Genomic DNA, 24,527 nt, shown 5'->3' on the forward strand with positions numbered 1-24,527 from the left:
AAAAAGCTTCGTTCCGCTGCATACGTCTGCTTTTTACACTGGGCGCACTTGTTATGACGAGTTCCGCCACCGATGACACCCCCTACCCTGCACCGCCAACCGGCCCCGCCGCTCTATGAGCGGATCAAGGGCACGCTGCGCGAGGGCATTCTCAGCGGCCGCTACGCGCCGGCGTCGCTCCTGCCTTCGGAAGCGGCGCTGGGCGAGCAGTTCAACGCCAGCCGCATCACCGTGCGTCAGGCCCTGGCCGATCTGCAAAACGAGGGGCTGATCTTCCGCCGCCACGGGAAAGGCACGTTTGTAAGCCAGCCGAAGGCCTTCCAGAACGTGACGGCGCTGCAGGGCTTTGCCGAGGCGATGTCGGCACAAGGCCACGCCATTCGCAACCGCGTGCTGAAACTGCGGACGGTCTCTGCGCCGACCGACGTGGCGCAGGCGCTGCAACTGGCGCCAGGTACGCCCGTCACGGAATTGCATCGCGTGCGGTTGCTGGACCAGTTGCCGGTGTCGCTTGAGGTGACGTGGCTGCCCGAAGCACTGGGCTGCATCGTTAGCCGGGCGGACCTCGTCACGCGCGACGTGTTTCTCGTGCTGGAGCAGGACGCGGGTGTGGCGCTGGGCCACGCCACGCTGTCCATCGACGCGGCACTGGCTGACCACGCCACTGCCGCAGCACTCGACACGGGTGCGGGCACAGCGCTGCTGCGCGTGGAGCGCCTGACGCATGACGCACGGGGCGCGCCCATCGACTTTGAACGTCTTTATTTTCGCGGCGACGCCTTCCAGTACCGGCTTCGGCTGGACCGGCACGTGGCGGCGGCTGCCCAATCGATTCTCCCCCTGCAGGAACACGCATGAACACGCTGGAACTGGAATACGACCTCGTCGTAGTGGGCGGCGGTACGGCCGGCCCGATGGCCGCCATCAAGGCAAAAGAACGCAACCCCGCCCTGCGCGTGCTGCTGATCGACAAGGCGCACGTGAAGCGCAGCGGCGCCATCTCGATGGGCATGGACGGGCTGAACAACGCCGTCATTCCGGGGCATGCCACGCCGGAGCAATACACGCGCGAGATCACGCTGGCCAACGATGGCATCGTCGATCAATCGGCCGTGTATGCGTATGCCCAGCATAGCTTTGCCACCATCGAACAGCTCGACCGCTGGGGCGTGAAGTTCGAGAAAGACGAAACCGGCGACTACGCCGTCAAGAAGGTCCATCACATGGGCAGCTACGTGCTGCCGATGCCGGAGGGGCACGACATCAAGAAGGTGCTGTATCGGCAGCTCAAGCGTGCGCGGGTGGAGATCACCAACCGCATCGTCGTTACACGTGTGCTGACGGATGCCGATGGCACAGCCTGCGGCGTGCTCGGCTTCGATTGCCGCACGGCGGATTTCCTCGTGGTGCGCGCCAAGGCCGTGGTGCTGAGCTGCGGCGCAGCCGGTCGGCTTGGTTTGCCCTCGTCCGGCTACCTGATGGGCACGTACGAGAACCCCACCAATGCAGGCGATGGCTATGCGATGGCGTATCACGCGGGCGCCGAGCTTTCCAACCTGGAATGCTTCCAGATCAACCCGCTCATCAAGGATTACAACGGCCCCGCCTGCGCGTACGTGACTGGCCCGCTCGGCGGCTACACGGCCAACGCGCGCGGCGAGCGCTTCATCCAGTGCGACTACTGGAGCGGCCAGATGATGTGGGAGTTTTACCAGGAGCTGCAGGGCGGAAAGGGCCCGGTGTTCCTCAAGCTCGACCACCTGGCCGAAGAAACCATCCAGACCATCGAGACCATCCTGCACACCAACGAGCGCCCCAGCCGCGGCCGCTTTCACGCCGGGCGCGGCACCGACTACCGCACGCAGATGGTGGAGATGCACATCTCGGAAATCGGCTTCTGCAGCGGGCACAGCGCCTCGGGCGTACACGTGGATGCGCGTGCGCAGACGACGGTGCGCGGGCTCTACGCCGCCGGCGACATGGCCGCCGTTCCGCACAACTACATGCTCGGCGCATTCACGTATGGCTGGTTTGCTGGGCAGAACGCGGCGGACTACATTGCCGGCCGGCAAGGCGACGCGCGCATCAACGACGAGCAGATCGCCCGCGAGCGGGCGCGCATCTTTGCGCCGCTGCAACGCGACCACGGCCTCGCCCCCGCGCAGGTCGAATACAAGCTGCGCCGCATGGTCAACGACTACCTGCAGCCGCCCAAGGTCACGCGCAAGATGGAGATCGGCCTGCGCCGCTTCAACGAGATTGCCGAAGACATTACGCACCTGCACGCGCGCAACCCGCACGAGCTGATGCGTGCGATGGAAGTCGGCTTCATCCGCGATTGCGCAGAGATGGCCGCACGCGCCTCGCTCTTTCGCACCGAGAGCCGCTGGGGCCTGTACCACCACCGCGTGGATTACCCCGAATGCGACGACGCCAACTGGTTCTGCCACACGCGCTTGTACAAGGATGCGCACGGCGCGATGGCCAGCCGCAAGCAGGCGGTTGAGCCGTACGTCATCCCTGTCGATGTACTCGGCACCGATTCCTACGCGCACATGCGCATTCCGAAGGCCGCATGACCATGCTCCAGACCATTCCTTTGACCCACACGCCCCACGACATCACCTCGCGCAGCAGCGCACCCGTCACCATCGACGAAGCCAAGTGCATTGCCGACAAGGGCTGCACCGTGTGTGTGGACGTGTGCCCGCTCGATCTGCTCGCCATTGACCTGACCAAGGGCAAGGCCTTCATGCAATTCGACGAATGCTGGTACTGCATGCCCTGCGAGCAGGACTGCCCGACCGGCGCGGTCAAGGTCGACATCCCCTACCTGCTGCGTTGAGGTGGCAATGACGACAACACTCCTGGCCCGCCTGCGCGACACGGATGCCGCCACCCGCCGCGTCGCGCTCCTACAGCTTGCCGATGCGGAAGATGCCGACGCGCTTCCCGACGTGATTGCACTGCTTGCACACGACCCGGCGCCGGAGGTGCGCCTGGAAGCCGCGCGCATCCTTGCGACGTGGGAGCAGCCGGATACGGTGGCCGCACTCGCCCGCGCGTTGGAAGACGTTGATGCCGCCGTGCGTGAGGCGGCTGCACTCGGCCTGGGGGATTTGAAATCGCCCGACTCTGCCCCTGCGCTGTTGCCTTACGTCGATCATATGAGCGCCTTTGTGCGCGCCGCCGCGTTGCGCGGCCTGCGTGAACTGCGCGTGCCCGAGAGCGAAGCGCCCGCGCTGCGCGCCTTGCAGGACACCGATGCCGCCGTGCGCCGTGAAGCCGTTGCGGTGCTCGGCTGGCGCAAGCATGTGGGCGCACTGCCCGCATTGGCAGAGCGTGCGCGTCATGACGCAGATGTCGACGTGCGCCGCGCCGCAGTGGGCGCCCTCGGCCTCGCCACCGATGCCGCCGTCCTGCCCGCGCTGCTCGATGGGCTGCACGACACCGCCTGGCGCGTGCGCGAGGAAAGCGCCAGCACGCTCGGCAAGCTGCGCGCGCTTGCTCCCGACTCGCACGTCACGCAAGCGTTGGTCGAAGCACTGGCTGATGCGTATTGGCAGGTCCGCCTGCAAGCCGCACGCGCGCTTGGCCGGTGGCGCGCTGCGCATGCCGTCGATGCGCTCGCCGCATTGCTCACGCACCCCATCAGCAATCTGCGCAAGGAGGCAGCGCTCGCATTGGGCGAAACCGGCGACGCCGCCGCCCTGCCCGCCTTGCGCAACGCGGAAACCGATGGCGACCCGGAAGTCGTCAAGGCGGTGCGGATCGCACGGGCACAAATCGAGGGCGCCCATGCAGGCACCTGAGCGCATCGACAACGACACCGCACAAGGCCGGCTGCGGCTGCACTGGGCAGAGGCCGTTGTCACGTTCAGCCACGTGACGTTGCGCGAGGCGTGCCGCTGCGCCGCGTGCCAGTTCAAGCGTCATCACGGCACGCCGATCAATGTGGCGGCCGACGTGCGCGTCACCACCATCGAGCCCGCCGGTTACGGCGTGCAACTGGTGTTCAGCGATGGGCACGCGCGCGGCATCTATCCGTGGGCGTATCTGGCGGAGCTTGCCGCAACCGCGGCGGCAGGCTGACGCTGGCGACGTCTATGCACATGCAATCTTGTTCGTTCCTTCGCGCGTGCGCGGTCCGTAGCATCACCCGCACAACACAGACGACGCAGGAGGAACCATGCAACGAAATTCGCCCCACACCGCCCCATCTGGCCGCCGACGCTGGCTTGCCGCATTGCTTGGCGCCGGCATGGCGCTGTCTACGACCCTGACACAGGCAGCCGACCCGGCCACCGTGCGCATCGGCTTCCAGAAAGCCGGTCTGCTGGCCGTGCTGAAAACGCAGGGTGCGCTCGACAAGCCCCTGGCCGAGCTTGGCTACAAGGTCGAGTGGAAGGAATTCCCGGCCGGGCCCCAATTGCTTGAAGCGCTCAACACCGGCAGCATTGACTTCGGCTATACCGGCGCGCCGCCGGCGGTGTTTGCGCAGGCCGCAGGCGCGCGCCTCGTCTATGTGGGTGCCGAGCCGGGCGGCAAGACCAACGAGGCGCTTTTCGTGCTGGACAGCTCACCCGCGCACAGCGTGGCAGACCTGAAAGGCAAGCGCATCGCGCTGCAGAAAGGCTCCAGTTCCAACTACCTGCTGGTGCAGTTGCTCCGGCGCGCCAACCTCACGGTGCACGATGTCCAGCCGATCTACCTGCCGCCTGCCGAGGCGCGGGCCGCGTTCGAGAGCGGCGCAGTCGATGCCTGGGTGGTGTGGGACCCGTACTACGCGCTGGCACAGAAGGCGTTGAAGACGCGCACCCTAGGCGATTTCAGCGACTTGCCGGTGTTCAACTTCTACGAAGCCACGCCGGAATTCGTGAAGGCACATCCGCGCGCGGTCAACGCCATCCTGGCGCAACTGCGCACGACCGGGCAGTGGGTGAATCAGCACCCGCAGGAAACCGCGGCCCTGCTGGCGCCCAAGCTCGGCATCGAGCAACCCGTTGTGGAAACCTGGCTGCGGCGCGTGCCCTACGGCGTCACGCCAGTCACGCCACAGATCGTGGCCTCGCAGCAGCAGATTGCTGACCTGTTCCTGCAGCACAAGCTGATCCCGAAGGCCGTGAACGTGCAGGACGCGGTCTGGCAAGCGAGCTTCCCGGTGGCGGGGTTGTGAGTCGCCGACGGCCGCCCGCAATGCGCACCGTGGGCGGCCGCTCATTCATCAGCATCAGAAGTTGCCGAACCGGCCGATCCAGGCAGCCGCGCCCTTGGTGTGCCCCTTGAGCGCGGCGTCCAGTTCGGCGCGGGTCAGCCCATTGGGCAGCGCGTCTGGCGCCAGATCCGTGGCGATCAGCACAAAAACGTAGTGGTGCATGCCTGTGCCCTTGGGCGGACACGGCCCGAGGTACGCAGGCTTGCCGATGGCGTTCTGGCCCATGCGCAGGGCACTGCCGGTGCCGGCCCCTTCCGGCAAGCTGGTCTGCGTGACAGGAATGCCATAGGCCATCCAGTGGTTCACGCCCAGGCCGCCCGCGCCCTGCGGGTCGGTGGCGATCAGCGCAAGGCTGTTGGTGCCGGCAGGCACGTTGGACCAGTGCAGCGGCGGCGAGATGTTGTCGCCCGTGCAATTGGCGTTGGCGGGATTCTTGCCGGCGTATTTGCGGTCCATGACGCCGTTGTCGGCAAACGCAGACGACTCGACGGTGAACGTGGTATCGGCCTGCGCATGCACATGCGGTACAGCGGACAGGCACGCCAACGACAACAACGCGCGAAACAGAGTTGGCTTCAAGGCAGGTCTCCTGGCAGGAAAGGCGGCGAAGGGATACCACAATACGCGAATGCGCCGCCCGTGCGCTGCGACATCCCCGCACAGATGGCTGTCAGACTGCCGTGCGACAATACCGCGCCCCAGCGCGCCAGGTTTGCCGCGCGCTCTTGCCTGACCTGACCATAGGAGAACCGGACGCATGTTCGGCGATATCACGCGTTTCCTGCTCGACACGATCTTCTCGCTCTTTGGCGCAGCGCTGCTCCTGCGCGCCTGGACGCAAGCGGTGCGGCTGTCGCCGCGCAATCCGCTGTCGCAGGCCATCTTTCAGTTGACCGGCTGGTTGGTGCATCCGCTGCGCCGGGTGATTCCGGCCACGGGCTATATCGATTGGTCGTCGCTGGTGGCGGCCTATGCCACGGCGCTTGTGTATCTGTTCCTGCTGCTGGCATCGGTGGGCGTAAGCCCGGTGGCACTCGTGCCGATGGGCTTTGTGGCGGCGCTCTTTACGGTGCTCAAGTGGGCGTTCAACGTGCTGGTGTGGGTGACCATTGCGTCGGCAGTGCTGTCGTGGATGGGGCCGGCATCGCCCATGGGCGCTGTGCTCAACACGCTGGTCGACCCGCTGTTGCGCCCGATCCGCCGTGTGGTGCCGCCGCTGGGCGGGCGGCTCGATCTGTCTCCGCTGATCCTGCTGGTGATTGCACAGGTGATCGTGATCGCGCTGTCGCATCTGTCGCTCTCGCCATTGTTCATGTGAGTACGGCACGCGCCTTGCTCGCCTGAGGGTATGCCGGCCTGCATCCGGCCGGCGACTCAGGAGGACATCATGAACGCATGGAAAACAGCGCTGGTATGCGCAATTGCCTTGCTGGCTCCTACGCTCACGGCGTGTACGGCAGGCGGCGCGGTAGCAGGCGGTGTGGCCGGCCACGAACTCACGCATAGCACGGCCGGGACGATCGGGGGTGCCGCAGCAGGCGCCGTCATCGGGCACGAGCTGAGCAAGTAACCCACCAGCGGCCGACCGGCCGCTTTCTCCTTTCAGGCTTGCGCAAACAAGGCGCGGTAGGCGCTGGGCGACGTGTGATACGTCCGGCTGAAATGCTGCCGCAGCGATACCGCGCTACCAAACCCCGCCAGTAGTGCGATCGATTCCACGGGCTGAGCCGTCGTCTCCAGCATGCGCTGCGCATAGGCCAGACGCTGCCCGAGCAACCACTGGCCAACGGTCGTTCCCGTCAACTCACGAAAGCGTCGCGTGAAATTGCGGCGGCTCATGGCCGCGCGCGCGGCCAGCGAATCGAGCGAATGCGGCTGCGCGAGGTTGGCCACCGTCCAGTTCAGCAGATCCGACAGGCGATCGCCGCCGGGCGCATCGTGCAGCGGTTGCTCGATGTATTGCGCCTGGCCGCCCTGCCTGTGGGGCGCCACCACCAGCCGCCGTGCGATCCGGTTGGCGACCTCCGCGCCATGCCAGCGGCGCACGAGGTGCAGGCAGCAATCGAGCCCGGCGGCCGTACCCGCGGATGTCACCAGCCGGCCATCGTCGGCGTCCAGATAAAGCACATCCGGCACAAGCTTCACACGCGGGTAGCGCTGCGAGAACGCATCGGCGGCGCTCCAGTGCGTGGTCGCCTCACGGCCGTCGAGCACGCCTGCTTCGGCCAGCACAAACGCTCCCAGGCACAGGCCGACCACCGTGGCGCCGCGCTCGTAGGCATCGCGCACCGCTTTCACCATGGGCGCGGGCGGGCGCTCTTGCGTATCGCGCCAGGAGGGCACGATCAGCACATCAGCGCGGGCAGCGTCTTCGAGTGTGAGATCGGTCTGCACGGCAAACCCGGCGGTGGTGCGCAAGGCACCTTTCCTCGCGGGCTCCCCCGCGCATATCCGCAGGCGGTAAGACGGCAGCCCTGCCCAGATGCGGTCTTCAAACACGAGACACGGCACGGACAGGTGAAACGGGCTGATGTCGTTGAAGGCCAGAACGGCGATTTCCTGAGGTGGCATAGGGGGCTCCGCGCTTTGGCCCGATTCTTTCGATAAACGTCTTCCGGGCCACTGTCGGAAAGGATAGTCATCCACGAAGATGCTGTCCACGGGCTCACGCAAATGCCCGCCACTAACCACCCTGAGGAGCTTTGCCATGACTGCAACCGCCACCCCGAAGCGCGCTCTGATCGTCATCGATGTGCAGAACGAATACTTCACCGGCGGCCTGCCGATCGAGTATCCGGACCCGCAGCAGACGGTCGCCAACGTCGGTGTCGCTATGGATGCGGCGCGCGAGGCGGGCATTCCGGTCATCGTTGTGCAGCAGACCTCGCCCGCCAGCTCGCCCCTGTTTGCCATCGACACCGATGGCTGGCAGCTGCACCCCGTGGTGGCGTCGCGCCCGCATGACCACTACCTGCGCAAGCTGCTGCCCAGCGCCTATCCGGAGACGGACCTGGCGCAATGGCTGGAAGCACGCGGCATCGATACGCTGACCGTGGTCGGCTACATGACGCACAACTGCGATGCGTCGACCATCAACCACGCGTTGCACAACGGCACGGCAGTCGAGTTTCTGCACGACGCGTCGGGCGCGGTGCCATATCAAAACCAGGCAGGCTTTGCGAGTGCGGAAGAGATTCACCGCGTGTTCAGCGTCGTGCTGCAATCGCGCTTTGCGGCGGTGATGTCGACCCAGGAATGGGTGCACAGCGTGAAGACCGGCGCGCTGCCGGTGCGCGACAACATCTATCTGTCAAACCAGCGCGCGCGTGGGCTGCTCAAGGATGAGGCGGTGCATCGGGCAGCGTGATCGATCAGCCAGCCGCACCCTCTTCTGCCGGCAGAAACCCGCGGAACGACACTTCCACCTGCTCCACCATCGACGCAGATGTGGCTTCGCGCAGGGCCGCCAGCAACGCATCGAACGCGCTTTCCACGGAGGCGCGGTCGGTGGCCTCGACCAGGCGCTGGCGCAGCGGATGCTCGGCCGAACTGAACGTACGTGCCGCAATGTCCATCAGGTACATGCGTGCGGCCGCCAGCGAACGCTTGCGCGCCGGTGCAGCGGGCGCGGTCAGTTTGGGCGCCTCGGGCTGCGGTTCGGCCACCCGAACGAAGACGGGCTCGCCGGCAACATCCGTTGCGCTCTGAATAAAACCGGCTTGCACCAGCTCGAACACGGCCTGCGCTTCCAGGCCAAGCTGGCCGGCACGCACGGCCAGGTCTTCGCCCGTGACCTGGCCATCCACCATGATCAGCAGCGCGCGGCTTGAGCGGCTGAGCGCGCCGTTGCGCGTGGCGATCTCACGGCGCCCCGCGTCTGTTTTTTCGAATCGTGCAGATAACCCCTGCATGGCAGCCCCCATCCTCGCCCGAAGATCGGCACAACATAGGGGGCGTTGTTTGCAGAATCGTGAAACGTGGGCGCCCCGCCTTCAGCCGGCGCCCGGCAAACGCTTGCGCTCAGGCGGATGTCGTCAAATCAAAACACCCTCCCCCGAAGTGGGGCTGACAACGCGCGCACATCGTTGATGCGGCACGCGCCGCGCATGGCCTGACACCCCCTCGCCAGCCCGCTATTGCCTGCGCCTGCGTCCGGTTCTACTATTCGTTGTTACCGGTACCAAAATCGGATGGCAAGCCTCTGGAAACCACCACGCCACCACGCCGATTCCCCGCAGAGGGAACCCTGTTCCACACAACAACCGAGACACCATGCCCGCCCAACCTCCACGCAGACTGCGCAGCCAGCTTTGGTTCGACGACCCAAGCCATGCAGACATGACCGCCCTCTACGTAGAACGCTTCATGAACTACGGCCTGACGCGCGAAGAGCTGCAGTCTGGCCGGCCGATCATCGGCATTGCACAGACGGGTAGCGATCTGGCGCCGTGCAACCGGCACCACCTGGAGCTGGCGCAGCGTGTGAAGGCCGGCATACGCGACGCAGGCGGCATCCCGATGGAGTTTCCGGTTCACCCGCTTGCCGAGCAGAGCCGCCGCCCGACCGCCGCGCTCGACCGCAATCTCGCCTATCTCGGGCTGGTCGAGATCCTGCACGGCTTTCCGCTCGACGGCGTTGTGCTGACGACGGGTTGCGACAAGACCACGCCTGCCTGCCTGATGGCCGCCGCCACGGTCGACCTGCCGGCCATCGTCCTGTCTGGCGGGCCGATGCTGGACGGCTGGCACGAGGGCAAGCGGGTCGGCTCCGGCACCGTCATCTGGCACGCGCGCAACCGGCTGGCTGCCGGCGACATCGACTACGAAGGCTTCATGGAGTTGACCACCGCATCGTCGCCGTCGATCGGCCACTGCAACACGATGGGCACTGCACTGTCGATGAACAGCCTGGCCGAAGCGCTGGGGATGTCGCTGCCTGGGTGTGCCAGCATCCCGGCGGCCTATCGGGAGCGCGGGCAGATGGCCTACGTCACCGGCAAGCGCATCGTCGACCTCGTGCACGAAGACATCCGCCCCTCGAAGATCATGACGCGTGCGGCGTTCGAAAACGCCATCATGGTGGCCTCGGCGCTTGGCGCGTCGACCAATTGCCCGCCTCACCTCATCGCGATCGCGCGCCACATGGGCGTGGAGCTGAGCCTCGAAGACTGGCAGCGTCACGGAGAATCGGTTCCGCTTCTGGTGAACTGCATGCCGGCAGGCGAATACCTGGGGGAGAGCTTTCACCGCGCGGGGGGCGTGCCCGCCGTGTTGCGCCAGCTCGCCGCAGCGGCGCTGCTGCGGCGCGATTGCCCGACCGTGTCGGGCCGCACGATCGGCGCAATTGCCGATGCCGCCCCCGACGCCGACCGCGAAGTCATCTTTCCCGCGGACGCACCGCTCAAGCATCGCGCGGGGTTCATCGTGCTGTCGGGCAACTTCTTTGACAGCGCCATCATGAAGATGTCGGTGGTGGGCGAGGCATTCCGGAAGACGTATCTGAGCGAACCCGGCGCGGAAAACGTCTTCGAGACGCGGGCGATCGTCTTCGATGGCCCCGAGGACTATCACGCCCGCATCAATGACCCGGCGCTCGCCATTGACGAACGCTGCATTCTCGTCATCCGTGGCTGCGGAACGGTCGGATATCCGGGCAGTGCCGAGGTCGTCAACATGGCGCCGCCGGCGGCACTGGTCAAGCAAGGGATCGAATCGCTGCCGTGCATGGGCGATGGTCGGCAGAGCGGCACCTCCGCAAGCCCATCCATCCTGAACATGTCTCCGGAGGCGGCCGCCGGTGGCGGCCTGGCGCTATTGCGCACGGGTGACCGCATCCGTGTCGACCTCAATGCGCGCAAGGTCGATGTGCTGGTTGATGCGGACGAGCTTGAACGCCGGCGTGAAACCGCAACGTTCAGCGTGCCGCAGTCGCAAACGCCTTGGCAGGAAATCTATCGGAAGTGCGTCGGGCAGCTTTCAACGGGCGGCTGTCTGGAGCCTGCAACGCTGTATCTGAACGTCATCGAGACACGCGGCAACCCACGGCACTCGCATTGACACAGTGAGCAGGCGGCGGCCTGGGTGCCGGCTATGCGCTCTCGCGCTCCACAACGCTGAAGTCGATGCGCGAGAGCTTGCGCGCAGCTGTGGCCTCGCCATCGTCGAGCGCATCGAGCAAGACCTCCCCCGTGCGCAGCCCGATGCCATAGGCATCGACGGAAATGGTCGTGATGGTCGGGTGGCAGCACCACGCGATTTCAAAATTGCCGAAGCCCGCCACGGCGATGTCGCCGGGCACGGACAGGCCGCGCCGGTGACATTCCATGATGGCGCCGAATGCGGACATGTCGCTCACGCACATCACGGCATCGGTATCCGGCCAGGCTTGCAGCAAGGCGGCCATGGCGGGCCCGCCGTGGCTCATGGTGATGGGGGAGTCGCCCAGGCGGATCACGCGCGGCTCGCCCAGGCCCAGCGCCTTGATCCCGCTCGCGTATCCGCGCATGCGATCCGTGCCGCGCCGGTCCAGCTCGCTTGCGCCACACAGGAACCCGATGCGCCGGTAGCCCCGCTGGTGCAGGTGGCACACCATCGCAAGCGACGCCTTGGCGTTTGAGAATCCCACCGCCATATCGATCGGACGCTCGGGCAGATCCCACATCTCGACAACCGGAATCCCGGCGCGCTCCAGCAGCGCGCGCGTGCCTGCACTGTGGTGGCGCCCCGTCAGGGCGATGCCACGCGGCTGATGGCGCAGAAGCGATTTCACAAGCGCCTCTTCCTGATCGAGGTGGTAGCCGGTGTCACCGAGCAGCAATTGCAGACCGTGCGGCGCTAGCGCATCCGTCAGGCCGCGCACGGTATCGGCAAAGTTGGAACTGGCCAGCGAGGGCACCAAGGCGGCCACGAATTCCGAGCGTCCGCTGGACAGCATGCCGGCCGCTGCCGTTGCAACGTAACCGAGTTCGTCGATGGCCTGCTGCACGCGCGCCCGGGTCGCGGGGGACACGCTGCCGCCTGTCAGCACCCGCGACACCGTCATCTTCGACACGCCGGCAACGCGCGCAACATCGGCCATGCGAGGGGGTGTAGGGCCTGCCGTCATGAGAAACGTCTACGTGCGAGGGGAATGAGGAGTTGCGATCATAGCGGAACCGGCCGTGAAACAGCCGGGCGCTACGCCTGCGCCAGCGCGCGGCTGATACGGTCTGCCATGCCTGCAACACCGACAACGAGCCGCTTCTCCCTTCGGGCGTCCAGTCGGCTGGTGGGCACGCTGGAACTCACAGCAACGCGCTTTCCCAGTGGCGTGACCCCCACGAACGCCGCGAAGCAGGCCAGCCCGGCCACCACCTCCTCTCGCTCCGTCGCCAACCCCCGCACGCGAATGCTCGCAAGCTCATGGAGGAGATCGGCACGGCGCGTGGTGGTGTGCGCCGTCATGGCGGCAAGACGGGCCGGCAATAGAGCGCATACCGCTTCGTCATCGAGGCTGGCAAGCAGCGCCTTGCCCAGCGCGCAGCAATGCGCCGGCAGGCGCAGGCCGACGTCCGATACCAGGCGAACCGGCCTCGGCGCATCCTCCCGCGCGATGTAGACGACTTCCGTGCCGTCGAGCACGGCGAGCTGCACGACTTCGTTGTGCGTGGCCACAAAGGCGGCGGATTCGCGCCGGAACGCTGCCAGCAAGCGGTCGTGGCGGAAATAGGCGTTGCCCAGTTCAAACAGGGTCAAGCCGATCAGATAGCCGTCAGCCCGCTTCTCGATCCAGCGGCGCTTTTCGAGCGACTCCAGCAGCAGATACAACGTGCTTCGGGACATACCCGTCGCCTGCGCCAACGCGGCGGGCCTGACGGGGGACGTCGCCGCGCAGAGTAGTTCCAGCACGTCATGAATGCGCTTGAGTGCTGGCACCTCATAGTCTGTCTTCACCGGAAACCTGGCCCCTTCATGATTGGCTCGATTGTCCAACAGGTTGGAAATTCCGTCACTGTGTTGGACACCGTGCATCGCCCTCTCTACGATCTCTCGGGTTCCCTGGCAACAAGGGTGTCCAATTGATGGAGCGCACATGACCGCGATCGCCAACTACTTGCCGCACGATCTGGAGCAGTCAACGCTCGTGGGCCGGGTCTGGCGCACGACCGCCCATGGCGAGGGCCCATCTGTCGTGGTGGTGCGCAACGGTATCGTGTTCGACATCACGCAAGCCGTGCCAACGGTGGCGGACCTGTTCGAGCATCCCGACGCCCTGGCCGTTGCCCGGCAGGCACCCGGGGAAGACCTGGGCCGCGTCGAAGCGCTTGTCGAACAGTCCATTGCTGGCGCTCGGACAAACCATGCCCCAACTCTGCTCGCCCCGAACGATCTCCAGGCGATCAAGGCCTGCGGTGTGACGTTTGCGGTCAGCCTGATCGAGCGTGTGATCGAAGAACAGGCTGGCGGTGATCCGGCAAAGGCCCGCGACGTGCGCGAGTCCATTGTCGAGGTGGTGGGCTCCGATCTCTCACAGATCAAGCCCGGCTCCGATGCCGCCATGCGGCTCAAGGCGGAGCTGCAGCGCCAGGGCGCGTGGTCGCAATACATGGAAGTCGGCATTGGGCCCGATGCGGAAGTGTTTTCCAAATCGCAGCCGATGTCGGCCGTGGGGTTCGGCGCCGACGTGGGCCTGCATCCGGCCTCGCGCTGGAACAACCCCGAGCCGGAGATCGTGCTTGCGGTCAGCAGTGCTGGGCATGTCGTAGGGGCGGCGCTCGGCAATGACGTGAATCTGCGCGACATCGAGGGACGCTCTGCATTGCTGCTGGGCAAATGCAAGGACAACAACGGCTCCTGCGCCATCGGCCCATTCGTGCGCCTGTTTGACGAGCACTTCACCATCGACACGATCCGCACGACCCAGGTATCGCTGCGTGTCGAGGGCGCCGACGACGGCTTCGTGCTCACCGGCGTGAGCCACATGAGCGAGATCAGCCGCGACCCGCTCGACCTCGTCGCCCAGACCTGCGGGCCGCACCATCAGTACCCCGACGGCTTCATGCTCTTCCTCGGCACGATGTTCTCGCCGATCAAGGACCGAGACGCGCCGGGCGCCGGCTTTACGCACCACCTGGGCGACCGCGTGATGATCAGCGCGCCTGCGCTCGGTGCGCTCGTCAACACGGTGCGCCTGTCGACGGAGATCGCGCCGTGGACGTTCGGTGTCCGCGCCCTGTATCGCAGCCTGGCCGCACGCGGGCTTGTCCGTCAGGACTGACCCACCGTCGCCGCGGGAAACGCCACCGCACACTCCGTGGAAGGCAGCCCCTTGACCGGCGCGCGAAACGCGAACAATCCGCCTGCAAGCGGCTGCGCCTGCAACGCCTCGTCCGTCAGGCCCTTTCGGGCAGTGGTTGCATAGACTGTCTGCAAGTCATCGCCGCCAAACGCGAGCTTGGTGATGTTGGAACACGGAAAGTCGACGCGCCCGATGTATCGGCCGTCGGGCGAGAACCGCTCGATCCGTCCTCCGCCGAACAGCGCGACCCACACGCACCCTTCCTCGTCGACGGCCATGCCGTCCGGATGACCGTTGCCCTCAATTAAGGTGAAGACGCGCTTGCGTTCCAGCCTACCGTCGCCGTCCAGATCGAAGGCATAGACCACGCGCCGCAAGGTATCTGTGTGATACAGCGTGCGGCCGTCCGGGCTGGCGGTCGGGCCATTCGTGATCACGTAGCCCGAATCGCGCACGCTCAGCCGGGCATCCCGACCTACGCGATAGAGTTGCCCGCTCGGCTCAGACTCCGCATCGTCCATCGAGCCAAACCACAGCGCCCCCGTGCGATCGACATAGCCGTCGTTCAGGCGGTTCCCCGGCCGATCGGTCTCGACCGGCAACACGCGGCTGAAGGTGCCCGATGCAAAACCGAACCGGTAGAGGCCGCCTTGCACGCCGCAGATCCAGTTGCCGTCAACGCAGGGCAGCGCAAAGCCGATCTGGCCCGGTGCGACCCAACTGCGGCACACAGCGGTGTCGGGGTCATATCGATAGAGCCGCCTGCCTTTGATATCGACAAAGACCACGCAGCGCGACGCAGCGTGCCACACCGCGCCTTCACCCAGCGTCGCTGCCACACGCCAGACGCAATCCGGCATGACGGGCGCCATCATGCGCCGTACCACCCGGCATCGACAAAGTACTCACGCGCCGTGCAGCGGGCGGCATCGTCCGATGCGAGGAACAATGCCATACGCGCCACATGCTCGGGTTCGACACGTTCATGCAGGCATTGCTCGCGCAGCAGCTTGGCTTCGCTTTCGGCCGATTGCCAGAGCGCCATCTGCCGCGGCGTGCGAACCGCGCCGGGCACGATGCAATTGACGCGAATACCGAATCCGCCAAGATCACGCGCCAGGCCGCGCGTCAGGCCTTCGATGCCGGCTTTGGCTGTCATGTAGATGGCGAGGTCCGGCTGGGCAAGGTGCCAGGAGATGGACCCGAGGTTCAGAATCACCCCCCGCCCCTGCTTCTTCATGCCCGGCAGCACGGCTTGCGCGCAGAAGAACTGATGGCGCAGGTTCACCTCGACGCGGTTGTCCCAATACGCCTCGGACACCGTTCCTATCTGGTGGCGGTCATCATTCGCCGCGTTGTTGATCAGGACTTCGATGGGGCCGGATTCGGCTTCTATATCCGAGAATGTTGCGTTCAGCGCGTCGATGTCGCGCAGGTCGCAGTAGCGGAAGACCGGCGGATGCACGCACTCACCCAGCGAGGCCGCCAGCGCTTCTGAATCCGCACGCGATATATCCAGAAACGTAACGCGCGCCCCCTGCTTGGCAAAGCCTTCAACGATGGCAGCACCAATGCCGCTGCCGCCGCCGGTAATCACAACGTTCTTATTAACGAGGCTCGGATAGATTGCGTAAGACATAAGAGATTCCAATGACAGCAAAGGGATAAAGCCTGTAGTGCAGATTCAGCGGCGGCCGGAGCGCGAGATGACATCCACCCAGACGGCCAACACGAGAATGCCGCCCTTGACGATCATCTGCCAGTAAGCGTCGACGTCGAGCATGGACATGCCGTTATCCAGACTCGCCATGACCAGCGCGCCGACCAGCGCGCCGTAGACCGTGCCCGCACCGCCTCGCATCGACGTGCCGCCGATAAAGCAGGCCGCAATGGCATCCAGCTCGCCCATGGTTCCGGCAGATGGCGAACCGGCAGCGAGACGCGCTGTATTGACGATGCCGGCAAACGCGCACATCAGGCCCATGAGCCCGAAGATGGCCAGCTTGACGCGATCGGTATTGATGCCCGACAGGCGCGTGGCCTCGAGGTTCGAACCCACGGAGTAGACGCGGCGCCCGAATACCGTCTGGCTCGCAATCCACGAAAAAATACCCAGCAGGGCCAGCACGAGGAGCACGGGCACCGGGATGCCGCCATAGCTGTTGAGCGTGGCGACAAATGCGACGATGACCGCGCCCGCAGCAATCAGCTTGGCGACGTCTTGCCATAGCGGCGCGACGTCGAGTTCATAACGGCGGTGCTCACGCCGCTGCCGGATCACCACGAAGATCAACAGGCAGAAGATCAGCACCGCCATCAGGTCACCCACCTGGCGCGGCAGATAGCCCTGGCCGATCAGCACGAAGCTGTCCGACACCGGCGCAATCGTCGAGCCATGTGTGAGGCCCAGCAGGATGCCGCGATACGCGAGCATGCCGCCCAGGCCAACGATGAAGGACGGAACGCCCCGGTAGGTCGACCACCATCCGTTGAACAGACCCATGGCCACGCCGAGCAGCAGCACTACGGGCACCGTGGCCGTGATCGGCCAGCCCAGTCCCTGGTCCAGGATGGCAGCAACACCACCAAGCAAGCCAAGCAGCGAACCGACCGAGAGATCGATCTCGCCCGCAATGATGACGAATACCATCCCGCAGGCCAGCATCCCCGTAATCGACATCTGGCGCAGCAGATTGGAGAGGTTGCGAGGCGAGGTAAACGCACCGTTGGTCAGCATCGAAAAGAACAGCCAGATCGCAGCCACGGCGATCAGCAACGCCAGGATCTTGTAGCGTGCGAAAAGTTGCCTCAGGCGCTGCGTTGCGTTGAAAGTACTGCGCGAAGGGTCCACCCCGCTGGCGGCTTGTGGGCGCGTTTGAGAAGTCATGCCTGGCCTACCTGATGGAAAGTTGATGCGTGCCGCACCGGTTGAATGGCTGCGGTCAGAATGTGTTCCTGCGTCAGCCCATCGTTCACGAAGTCGCCACGCAGTTCGCCCTCTCCGATCACGAGCACGCGATCCGAGAGGCCAAGCACTTCGGGCAGCTCCGATGAAATGACGATGATGGCCATGCCGCGCTTGGCGAGGTCGCCGATCAGCTTGTAGATCTCGTACTTGGCGCCGACATCCACGCCGCGCGTCGGCTCATCCAGGATCAGGACGCGTGGCTCGGTGAGCAGCATTCGAGTGAGAACGGCCTTTTGCTGATTGCCGCCGGACAGGCTGGCAATCGGCAGCATCGGGTGCGCGGCCCGCACCGCGAGCCGCCGCATCTCCGTGCGGATCGTGTCAAGCTCGGCCGCCCCGTCAATACGCCCGAAGTTTGCGAAACGCTGGAGAACGGCAAGCGTGATGTTGTGCCCAACGCTCATCAGCGAGACGATGCCGTGACGCTTGCGGTCTTCAGGAACCATCGCGATGCCCGCGCGAATGGCGTCAAGCGGCGCCCGGACTCTCAACGGTTTTCCGTCAAGCACGAGTTCCACTTCACTGGCACCCTCATAAGCGCCAAAAACCGCCTGCATCAGCTCGGTGCGCCCCGCCCCGACCAGGCCCGCCACGCCAAGAATTTCGCCACGCCGCACCGAGAACGACACACCATCGACCCGCTTGCGAGCCGGGTTGTTCACGTCGTAGCACGTCACGTTGCGCGCCTCGAAAACTACCTCCCCGATGGGATGGGGTTCGCGCGGGAACAGTTGCGTAATCTCGCGCCCGACCATCTGCGCGATGATGCGATCGGTGCTCAGGTCGCGCATCGGTGCGGTCGACACATGGCGGCCGTCACGGATGACGGTGACCGTGTCGCACACCGCTTCCACCTCGTCGAGCTTGTGCGAGATATAGACGCATGCAATGCCGCGCGCCTTCAGGTCGCGGACGATGTCGAGCAGGATGCGCGTTTCAGCCGCCGTAAGCGATGAGGACGGCTCGTCCAGAATCAGCAACTTTGCGCGCTTGTTGAGCGCCTTGGCGATTTCAATCAGTTGCTGATGGCCGCCACCGTAGTGCATCACAGGCAGAGCGACGTTGATGCCCTGGATGTTCAGGTCGCGCAGCAGCTTGTCTGCGCCCTGGTACATGGCCGCGTAGTTCATGCGGCCGCCGGGCAGCGTCACCTCGTTGCCGAGATAGATGTTCTCGGCCACCGACAATTCCGGCACGAGCATCAGTTCCTGATGGATGATGACGATGCCCGCCCGTTCCGTGTCACGAATACCGTTGGCCTGCAGCGGCCGGCCCTCCCAGAGGATTTCGCCATCCCAGGTGCCGCTCGGGTAGACGCCAGAGAGCACCTTCATGAGTGTCGATTTTCCGGCACCGTTCTCGCCACACAGGCCAACGCACTCGCCCGGCCTCACGACCAGGTTGATACCGTCGAGCGCCTTTACGCCGTCAAACGTCTTGACGATGCCGCGCATCTGCAGCAGAGGTTCAGACATGCTTGGTCCTTGAGGTACAAGTGGCCGGCGACGAAGCACGGGCCCGTCACCGGCACGCTCTGAGCCTTACTGGCCGCCGATCTGAGCCTGCGTGTAGAAGCCGTCTTTCACCACCAGGTTGACGTTGTCCTTGGTGAGCTGGGTCGGTTGCAGCAACACCGTGTCGACCTTCTTCTTGCCGTTGTCGTATTGCGCGTTGTATTTCGGCTTGTCACCCTTGGCGAGCGCCACCGAAAGCTGCGCGGCCTCCGTGGCTATCAGCTTGAGCGGCTTGTAGACCGTCATCGTCTGCGTTCCGGCAATCACGCGCTTGACGGCGGCAAGGTCCGCATCCTGCCCCGACACCGGTACCTTCCCCGCCAGCTTCTGCGCAGCCAGTGCCTGGATCGCGCCACCTGCCGTGCCGTCGTTGGACGCGACCACCGCATCGATCCTGTTGTTGTTGGCCGTCAGCGCGTTTTCAACGATACCCAGCGCCGCAGACGCGCTCCACTCGGGCACCCATTGCGAGCCGACGACCTTGATGTCGCCGCGGTCGATTGCCGGCTGCAGCACCTTCATCTGGCCCTGCCGCAGCATCTTCGCGTTGTTGTCGGTGGGTGCACCGCCGAGCAGGAAGTAGTTTCCCTTCGGCCGCACGTTGTAGACGCCCTGGGCTTGCAGCTCGCCCACCTTTTCGTTGTCGAACGAGATGTAGGCGTCGACATCGGCATCGAGAATCAGGCGGTCATACGAGACCACCTTGATGCCCGCCTTCTTCGCCTCCGCCACCACATTGGTCAGCGCCTTGGAGTTGAACGGCACGATGACGATCACGTCGACGCCGCGCGAGATCAGGTTCTCGATCTGAGAGATCTGGCGTTGCTCGCTGGCATCGGCCGATTGCACCGACACCTTTGCTCCGAGCTTTTCCGCTGCGGCGACAAAGTAATCGCGGTCGCGCGACCAGCGCTCGACGCGCAGGTCGTCAATACAGAAGCCAATTTCCGGATGCGCCTTGCTTGCGTACGCCAGCGGCGCCGCCATCGTCAGGCTGGCGAGCATTGCACCGCAAAAGGCGGCTCTCAGAACACTACGGCGGTGGTTCGATTTCATGTCTCACTCCATCTTCTATTGTTGGTGGATACCCCTAGGCCGACGGGGCGCGTGGTGCGCCGCAATAGTGATCTCGCCCGGCTCCACGGCAATCGCATGGTGCATGCGCCCACTCAGCACGAGCAATTACGAAATTGCCCAACCGCCCTAACATTTCTTGCCACCCCGCCGCGATCGTCTGACAGCGCCCCATGTAGCCCATAGAATGTGCGAGCGAGCGGCACCCCTCTGTGCGCCGCAGCCGTTTGGCAAACCCCTGCCACCGCGAGCGGCCCGAGCCACCATGCACCGTCAATCGTCCGATCCATCGCAGCAGGCGCAGATTCATCGCATTGCGCTGCTGTTCAATGCCAACAAGGTGTATGACCGCGAAATCATTGCGGGCATTGGCGACTACATGCGCTCCACCCGCGTGACGTGGGACTTGTTTCTGGAAGAGGATTTCCGCTGCAGACTGCCCGGGATCGAGCGCTTTGATGGCGACGGCATCATCGCGGATTTCGACGACCCAGCCGTCGCCGAAGCGCTGCGCGGTTGCCCGCTGCCGGTGGTGGCCGTCGGCTCTTCGTATGAAGACGCAGCGCAATACCCGGCAAAGGCGCCTTATGTCGCAACGGACAACGGCAAGCTGGTGTCGCTGGCATACCGGCACCTGATCGAGGCCGGCCTGCAGCATTTTGCGTTGTACAGCCTGCCCCAGGCGCCCGAGAACCGCTGGGCACAGCAGCGCGAACTGGCCTTTACCCGCTTGCGTCGCCAGGACAATCCCGCCGCCCCGGTTGAGCAGGAGATTTACCGGGGCCTCTCGACCAGCGCGCCAACCTGGCATCAGGCAATCGGCCAGTTGATTGAATGGCTGCGGGGCTTGCCCAAGCCCATCGGCATCATTGCCGTGACCGATGCGCGGGCGCGGCACCTGCTTCAGGCTTGCATGACGGCTGGGTTGGCCGTGCCGGAGGAAATCGCCATCATCGGCATCGACAATGATCCGCTGACGCGCACCTTGAGCCGTATCCCGCTGTCATCGGTCATTCAGGGCACCATGGAGATGGGGCGCACCGCCGCCCATCTGCTGCATCAGATGCTGGGGGGTGCCCGCCTGGCAGGCCGGCAGATTCTCGTGCCGCCGGTCGGCATCAATGTGCTGGCGTCATCCCGGCACCAGCCGCTTGCCAGCCCGTATGTCATGCGCGCGCGGCACTTCATTCGGCAATATGCCTGCCAGGGGATCAAGACCGAGCAGGTCGCGGACTACGTCGGTATCTCGCGGTCCTCGCTCGAAGAACATTTTCGTCGTGAATTGCATTGCACCGTGCACCAGGAAATCCTTCGCCATAAGCTCGACGCCGCCAAGCACATGCTGGCCAGCCGTGATGTCGCAACCGCCGAGGTGGCGGTGCGCTGCGGTTTCACCTCACCGCAATACATGCACGCCGTCTTCCGCCGTGAGTTGGATTGCACGCCACGCGAATACCAGGAACGCACCATCACAGAGGACCAATCATGAGCATCGCGCCAGCGCTGTCCGCACATGCGCCGGTCGACGGCGCCATCTCGTCGGCAACATGGGGGCCATTGCCCGACGGTGAACCGGTTCGGCTGTTTACGCTGCGCAATGCCCTGGGCATGCGCGTATCGATCAGCGACTTGGGGGCGACGCTCGTCTCGTGGCAAGCGCCTGATCGCGGCGGACGCCTGGGAGAGATTCTCCTCAACCACGCGTCGCCCGCCGACTACCTTGAATCGACGGCCTATCTCGGGGGCTTGATCGGGCGCTGGGCCAACCGGATTGCCGGTGCGCGCTTTACGCTCGACGGCATCGACTACGCGCTCGACCGTAATGAGGGCGGCAATCTGCTCCATGGAGGGGCAAGCGGATTCCATCGGGCGCTGTGGGACGCGGAGGAACAAGACGGCGCATTGGTCATGCGGCTCACGTCCCCGGAAGGCGATGCCGGATTCCCTGGCAATGTCGCCGTCCAGGTGCGCTATGCGCTTGACGACGGGGGCACGCTGACGATCGACTACGAAGCGCGGTCCGATGCGCCCACGCCGATCAACCTGACGAGCCACGGGTATTTCAACCTGAGCGGCAAGCCCGGCACGGACATCAAGGGCCACATCCTGTCGATCGACGCCGACGCGTATCTGGAAGTCGATGCAAAGCTGATTCCGACGCGGGCATCCAGTGTCGCGGGCACGGCATTCGATTTTCGCCAGGGAGCACCGATCGGGGTACGGCTGGACTGGCCTAACGCGCAACTGGCGCAGGCCGGCGGGTTCGACCACTGCTTCGTGCTGCGCAATACGGCGCCGGACGATCGCCCTCAGGTGCGCGCGGTCGCCCGGCTGTATGACCCGGGCAGCGGCCGCGAATTGACGGTGCTCACCGACCAGCGCGGGCTTCAGTTCTACTCGGGCCACAAGCTCGCGGGCACACACGCGCTGCGCAGCGGCTTATGTCTGGAAGCGAGCGCGTTCCCGAACCAGGTCAACATGCCCGATGCGGAAATGGTCATGCTCCGCCCGGGCGCGGTGTATCGGCAGCGCACCGCATACCGCGTCTCGGTTGCCCGGGAGACTTGAGGCGCGGGGCTCGATCCTCAATGCGCGGCGGCGGCCGCACCATGCATGATCTCTTGCGACCCGCGAACGCCGTTGAACCACGCGTTCAGCACCACGGCAACCAACGTGCCCATCACGATGCCGCTGTGGGTGATCGGGCGCGTCCAGTCCGGAAAGTGGTGGAAGAACGCCGGCGCCAGCGTGGGCATCATGCCAAAGCCGACCGACACCGCGATGATCAGCAGGTTGTGGCGCTGCTGCTGGAAATCCACCATGCCGAGCATGCGGATACCGGCTGCGGCCACCATGCCGAACATCACGATGCCCGCGCCGCCCAGCACGTATTGCGGCACCGATGCCACCACGTAAGACAGTTTCGGAAACAGCCCCAGCACGATCAGCAGCACCCCGCCGGCAGCCGCCACGTAGCGCGAACGCACGCCCGTGATCGACACAAGCCCGATGTTCTGGGAGAACGACGTATGCGGGAACGTGTTGAACACACCGGCCACGACCGTCGCCAGACCGTCGGCACGCAGGCCGTTGGTCAGTTCGTTGCGCGAGATCGGCTTGCCCACCACGTGCGACAGCGCGAGGAACATGCCGGTTGATTCCACCAGCGTGATCACGATCACGATGCACATCGAGAGAATGGCCGACAACTCGAACTTCGGCATACCGAAGTAGAACGGCGTGACCAGCGTCATCAGCGGCGCGGCGCTCGCGTCGGCCAGCGACACCTTGCCGAACGCCGCCGCCACGAGCGTGCCTGTCACGATGCCCAGCAGCACAGCGATATTGCACAGCAGTGCGTTACCGAACTTGGTCAGCAGCAGGATCGTCACCAGCACAAGCGCGGCAATGGCCAGGCCGAACGGATCGCCAAAGGCGGGATTCGGCACCATGTGGCGCACGCCATCCACCACCTCCGGAATCATCTGCTGACCACCCGCAGCCCAGTTGATCCCCACGCTCAGCAGCGAAAAACCGATCAGCATGATGACCGTGCCCGTCACCACGCGCGGGAACAAGCCGAGCAGCCGACCCATCAGCGGGGCAACGGCAATGCCGAACACGCCCGAAACGATCGATGCCCCGAAGATGCCGGGCAGCCCCATACCGGGCTCCACGCCGATGGCGATCATCGGTGCAACCGCAGCAAACGTGACCCCCATCATCACCGGCAGGCGGATCCCGAAGATCAGGAAACCGAGCGATTGGATGAGCGTGCCGATACCGGCCGCAAACAGGTCGCAATTGACCAGATACGACAGATCGCCCTTCGACAGGCCGAGCGCATTGCCGACAATCAGCGGCACTGCAATCGCACCGGCGTACATCACCAGCAGGTGCTGCAGGCCAAGCGCGAACAGGCGGGGCAGTGGCAGAAACTCGTTGACGGGATCGGCAACGGCGTCACCGATTGTCGACGAAGAATGCGAGGGTTGGCCGGGGGATGGGCGCATTGTCTGTCTCCTGGGGCCGCCCCCATGTCATTGCAGGGAGCGTACTTTTGGCGGATGGGGTGGGTTCCGTCCGCCAGCATTCATGCGGCGTGATGCCGCGTATTTGCCGGAATCTTGGAGGGCCTTCATTTTTATGTCAACAATTTCAATCGTTTTTTGTGTACATATTTTGCGTTCCAAAACGGGAGTGCGCTTCGAACATCGCCACGCCGTGATCAAGCGCACCCCACCCGCGTTTGCGCTGGCGGACAAACGCTGGACCAGCCCATCACCGATCTGGCCCATGCGCTGCAGGTGGCCGAGGTGCCCGCCGAACGGTTCGCCCGCTTCAAGCATGGCGAGACCCGTGTGTGGGATGCCGCCACCTCGCGCCTCGTTACTGAGGCCCCCAAAGAAAAAGCGCGGCCGCGAAATGACGCGCTGGCCGCGCAGTAAAAAATGGCAGGTAAAAACGGAAACTGAGCGC

The 24,527-nt window shown here is 64.9% G+C and carries 25 protein-coding genes; 14 read left to right on the forward strand and 11 right to left on the reverse strand.

Translation table 11 applies throughout. The features are described from left to right. Window positions 1–72: 72 nt before the first annotated feature. From R2N16_RS08430 to R2N16_RS08455, 6 genes are all read left to right on the forward strand, one after another. Window positions 73–858, forward strand: a complete 786-nt coding sequence (locus R2N16_RS08430) for a GntR family transcriptional regulator (RefSeq protein ID WP_316665181.1) — start codon at window positions 73–75, stop codon at window positions 856–858. Next, a complete protein-coding gene (locus R2N16_RS08435; protein ID WP_316665182.1) occupies window positions 855–2,579 on the forward strand; it encodes a fumarate reductase/succinate dehydrogenase flavoprotein subunit in 1,725 nt (574 codons plus the stop codon). The genes R2N16_RS08430 and R2N16_RS08435 overlap by 4 nt, the downstream gene beginning before the upstream one ends. Window positions 2,580–2,599: 20 nt before the next feature. Continuing rightward, window positions 2,600–2,845, forward strand: a complete 246-nt coding sequence (locus tag R2N16_RS08440) for a 4Fe-4S dicluster domain-containing protein (protein ID WP_316665411.1) — start codon at window positions 2,600–2,602, stop codon at window positions 2,843–2,845. 7 nt (window positions 2,846–2,852) lie between these two features. Then, window positions 2,853–3,812, forward strand: a complete 960-nt coding sequence (locus R2N16_RS08445) for a HEAT repeat domain-containing protein (RefSeq protein WP_316665183.1) — start codon at window positions 2,853–2,855, stop codon at window positions 3,810–3,812. Beyond that, window positions 3,799–4,092 (forward strand): DUF971 domain-containing protein, encoded by a 294-nt coding sequence (locus tag R2N16_RS08450; protein WP_316665184.1) that lies wholly within the window; start codon window positions 3,799–3,801, stop codon window positions 4,090–4,092. The genes R2N16_RS08445 and R2N16_RS08450 overlap by 14 nt, the downstream gene beginning before the upstream one ends. 97 nt (window positions 4,093–4,189) lie before the next feature. Further along, a complete protein-coding gene (locus R2N16_RS08455; RefSeq protein ID WP_316665185.1) occupies window positions 4,190–5,176 on the forward strand; it encodes a sulfonate ABC transporter substrate-binding protein in 987 nt (328 codons plus the stop codon). 54 nt (window positions 5,177–5,230) lie between these two features. Here the strand turns inward: R2N16_RS08455 and R2N16_RS08460 are convergent, their stop codons facing one another. After that, complete coding sequence (locus tag R2N16_RS08460; protein WP_316665186.1) at window positions 5,231–5,794, reverse strand: YbhB/YbcL family Raf kinase inhibitor-like protein; 564 nt, start codon at window positions 5,792–5,794, stop codon at window positions 5,231–5,233. Between the two features lie 178 nt (window positions 5,795–5,972). Here R2N16_RS08460 and R2N16_RS08465 point away from each other — a divergent pair, with 178 nt between their 5' ends. Together R2N16_RS08465 and R2N16_RS08470 are read left to right on the forward strand one after the other, a co-directional pair. Next, the gene (locus R2N16_RS08465; protein WP_316665187.1) at window positions 5,973–6,533 is read left to right on the forward strand and encodes a YggT family protein; all 561 of its coding nucleotides are present in this window, start codon (window positions 5,973–5,975) and stop codon (window positions 6,531–6,533) included. Window positions 6,534–6,602: 69 nt separating this feature from the next. Beyond that, complete coding sequence (locus R2N16_RS08470) at window positions 6,603–6,785, forward strand: glycine zipper 2TM domain-containing protein (protein WP_316665188.1); 183 nt, start codon at window positions 6,603–6,605, stop codon at window positions 6,783–6,785. A 32-nt stretch (window positions 6,786–6,817) separates the two neighbouring features. Here the strand turns inward: R2N16_RS08470 and R2N16_RS08475 are convergent, their stop codons facing one another. Continuing rightward, window positions 6,818–7,786: a GlxA family transcriptional regulator gene (locus R2N16_RS08475; RefSeq protein ID WP_316665189.1), complete on the reverse strand. Its 969-nt coding sequence runs from the start codon at window positions 7,784–7,786 to the stop codon at window positions 6,818–6,820. Between the two features lie 136 nt (window positions 7,787–7,922). Here R2N16_RS08475 and R2N16_RS08480 point away from each other — a divergent pair, with 136 nt between their 5' ends. Continuing rightward, entirely contained in the window at window positions 7,923–8,582 is a 660-nt protein-coding gene (locus R2N16_RS08480; RefSeq protein WP_316665190.1) for a cysteine hydrolase family protein, read from the forward strand. A gap of 4 nt (window positions 8,583–8,586) precedes the next feature. On the opposite strand, the gene R2N16_RS08485 is transcribed toward R2N16_RS08480, so the two are convergent. Further along, window positions 8,587–9,126 carry a hypothetical protein gene (locus R2N16_RS08485; RefSeq protein ID WP_316665191.1) on the reverse strand — a complete coding sequence of 180 codons (540 nt, stop codon included), beginning with the start codon at window positions 9,124–9,126 and terminating at the stop codon, window positions 8,587–8,589. Window positions 9,127–9,487: 361 nt separating this feature from the next. Here R2N16_RS08485 and R2N16_RS08490 point away from each other — a divergent pair, with 361 nt between their 5' ends. After that, window positions 9,488–11,272, forward strand: a complete 1,785-nt coding sequence (locus R2N16_RS08490) for an IlvD/Edd family dehydratase (protein ID WP_316665192.1) — start codon at window positions 9,488–9,490, stop codon at window positions 11,270–11,272. Between the two features lie 31 nt (window positions 11,273–11,303). Here the strand turns inward: R2N16_RS08490 and R2N16_RS08495 are convergent, their stop codons facing one another. Together R2N16_RS08495 and R2N16_RS08500 are read right to left on the reverse strand one after the other, a co-directional pair. Then, entirely contained in the window at window positions 11,304–12,320 is a 1,017-nt protein-coding gene (locus R2N16_RS08495; RefSeq protein ID WP_316665193.1) for a LacI family DNA-binding transcriptional regulator, read from the reverse strand. Between the two features lie 71 nt (window positions 12,321–12,391). Next, complete coding sequence (locus R2N16_RS08500) at window positions 12,392–13,147, reverse strand: IclR family transcriptional regulator (protein WP_316665412.1); 756 nt, start codon at window positions 13,145–13,147, stop codon at window positions 12,392–12,394. Window positions 13,148–13,286: 139 nt separating this feature from the next. On the opposite strand from R2N16_RS08500, the gene R2N16_RS08505 reads away from it, so the two are divergent. Next, on the forward strand, window positions 13,287–14,471 hold the full coding sequence (locus R2N16_RS08505) for a fumarylacetoacetate hydrolase family protein (protein ID WP_316665194.1): 1,185 nt from the start codon (window positions 13,287–13,289) through the stop codon (window positions 14,469–14,471). Here the strand turns inward: R2N16_RS08505 and R2N16_RS08510 are convergent. The 5 genes from R2N16_RS08510 to xylF form a co-directional block, all read right to left on the reverse strand. Then, window positions 14,462–15,367 (reverse strand): SMP-30/gluconolactonase/LRE family protein, encoded by a 906-nt coding sequence (locus R2N16_RS08510; protein WP_316665195.1) that lies wholly within the window; start codon window positions 15,365–15,367, stop codon window positions 14,462–14,464. The two genes, R2N16_RS08505 and R2N16_RS08510, sit on opposite strands and share 10 nt — an antisense overlap. Continuing rightward, on the reverse strand, window positions 15,364–16,131 hold the full coding sequence (xylB, locus tag R2N16_RS08515; protein WP_316665196.1) for a D-xylose 1-dehydrogenase: 768 nt from the start codon (window positions 16,129–16,131) through the stop codon (window positions 15,364–15,366). Before xylB ends, R2N16_RS08510 begins: the two co-directional genes overlap by 4 nt. Window positions 16,132–16,176: 45 nt before the next feature. Then, window positions 16,177–17,379 carry a sugar ABC transporter permease gene (locus tag R2N16_RS08520; protein ID WP_428984104.1) on the reverse strand — a complete coding sequence of 401 codons (1,203 nt, stop codon included), beginning with the start codon at window positions 17,377–17,379 and terminating at the stop codon, window positions 16,177–16,179. Then, window positions 17,376–18,935, reverse strand: a complete 1,560-nt coding sequence (gene xylG, locus R2N16_RS08525; RefSeq protein ID WP_316665197.1) for a D-xylose ABC transporter ATP-binding protein — start codon at window positions 18,933–18,935, stop codon at window positions 17,376–17,378. Before xylG ends, R2N16_RS08520 begins: the two co-directional genes overlap by 4 nt. Window positions 18,936–19,001: 66 nt before the next feature. Further along, window positions 19,002–20,030, reverse strand: coding sequence for a D-xylose ABC transporter substrate-binding protein (gene xylF, locus R2N16_RS08530; protein ID WP_316665198.1), 1,029 nt, complete (start codon window positions 20,028–20,030; stop codon window positions 19,002–19,004). 283 nt (window positions 20,031–20,313) lie between these two features. Between xylF and R2N16_RS08535 the strand changes: the two genes are divergently transcribed. Then, window positions 20,314–21,537 carry a XylR family transcriptional regulator gene (locus R2N16_RS08535; protein WP_316665199.1) on the forward strand — a complete coding sequence of 408 codons (1,224 nt, stop codon included), beginning with the start codon at window positions 20,314–20,316 and terminating at the stop codon, window positions 21,535–21,537. Next, entirely contained in the window at window positions 21,534–22,616 is a 1,083-nt protein-coding gene (locus tag R2N16_RS08540; RefSeq protein ID WP_316665200.1) for an aldose epimerase family protein, read from the forward strand. The genes R2N16_RS08535 and R2N16_RS08540 overlap by 4 nt, the downstream gene beginning before the upstream one ends. A 17-nt stretch (window positions 22,617–22,633) precedes the next feature. Here R2N16_RS08540 and R2N16_RS08545 read toward each other — a convergent pair whose 3' ends face one another. Beyond that, the gene (locus R2N16_RS08545; protein WP_316665201.1) at window positions 22,634–24,061 is read right to left on the reverse strand and encodes a nucleobase:cation symporter-2 family protein; all 1,428 of its coding nucleotides are present in this window, start codon (window positions 24,059–24,061) and stop codon (window positions 22,634–22,636) included. A 114-nt stretch (window positions 24,062–24,175) separates the two neighbouring features. Between R2N16_RS08545 and R2N16_RS08550 the strand changes: the two genes are divergently transcribed. Beyond that, complete coding sequence (locus R2N16_RS08550) at window positions 24,176–24,496, forward strand: hypothetical protein (RefSeq protein WP_316665202.1); 321 nt, start codon at window positions 24,176–24,178, stop codon at window positions 24,494–24,496. The last annotated feature ends 31 nt before the right edge of the window (window positions 24,497–24,527 follow it).

The sequence above is a fragment of the Ralstonia psammae genome (assembly GCF_958405935.1).
GTDB lineage: Bacteria > Pseudomonadota > Gammaproteobacteria > Burkholderiales > Burkholderiaceae > Ralstonia > Ralstonia psammae.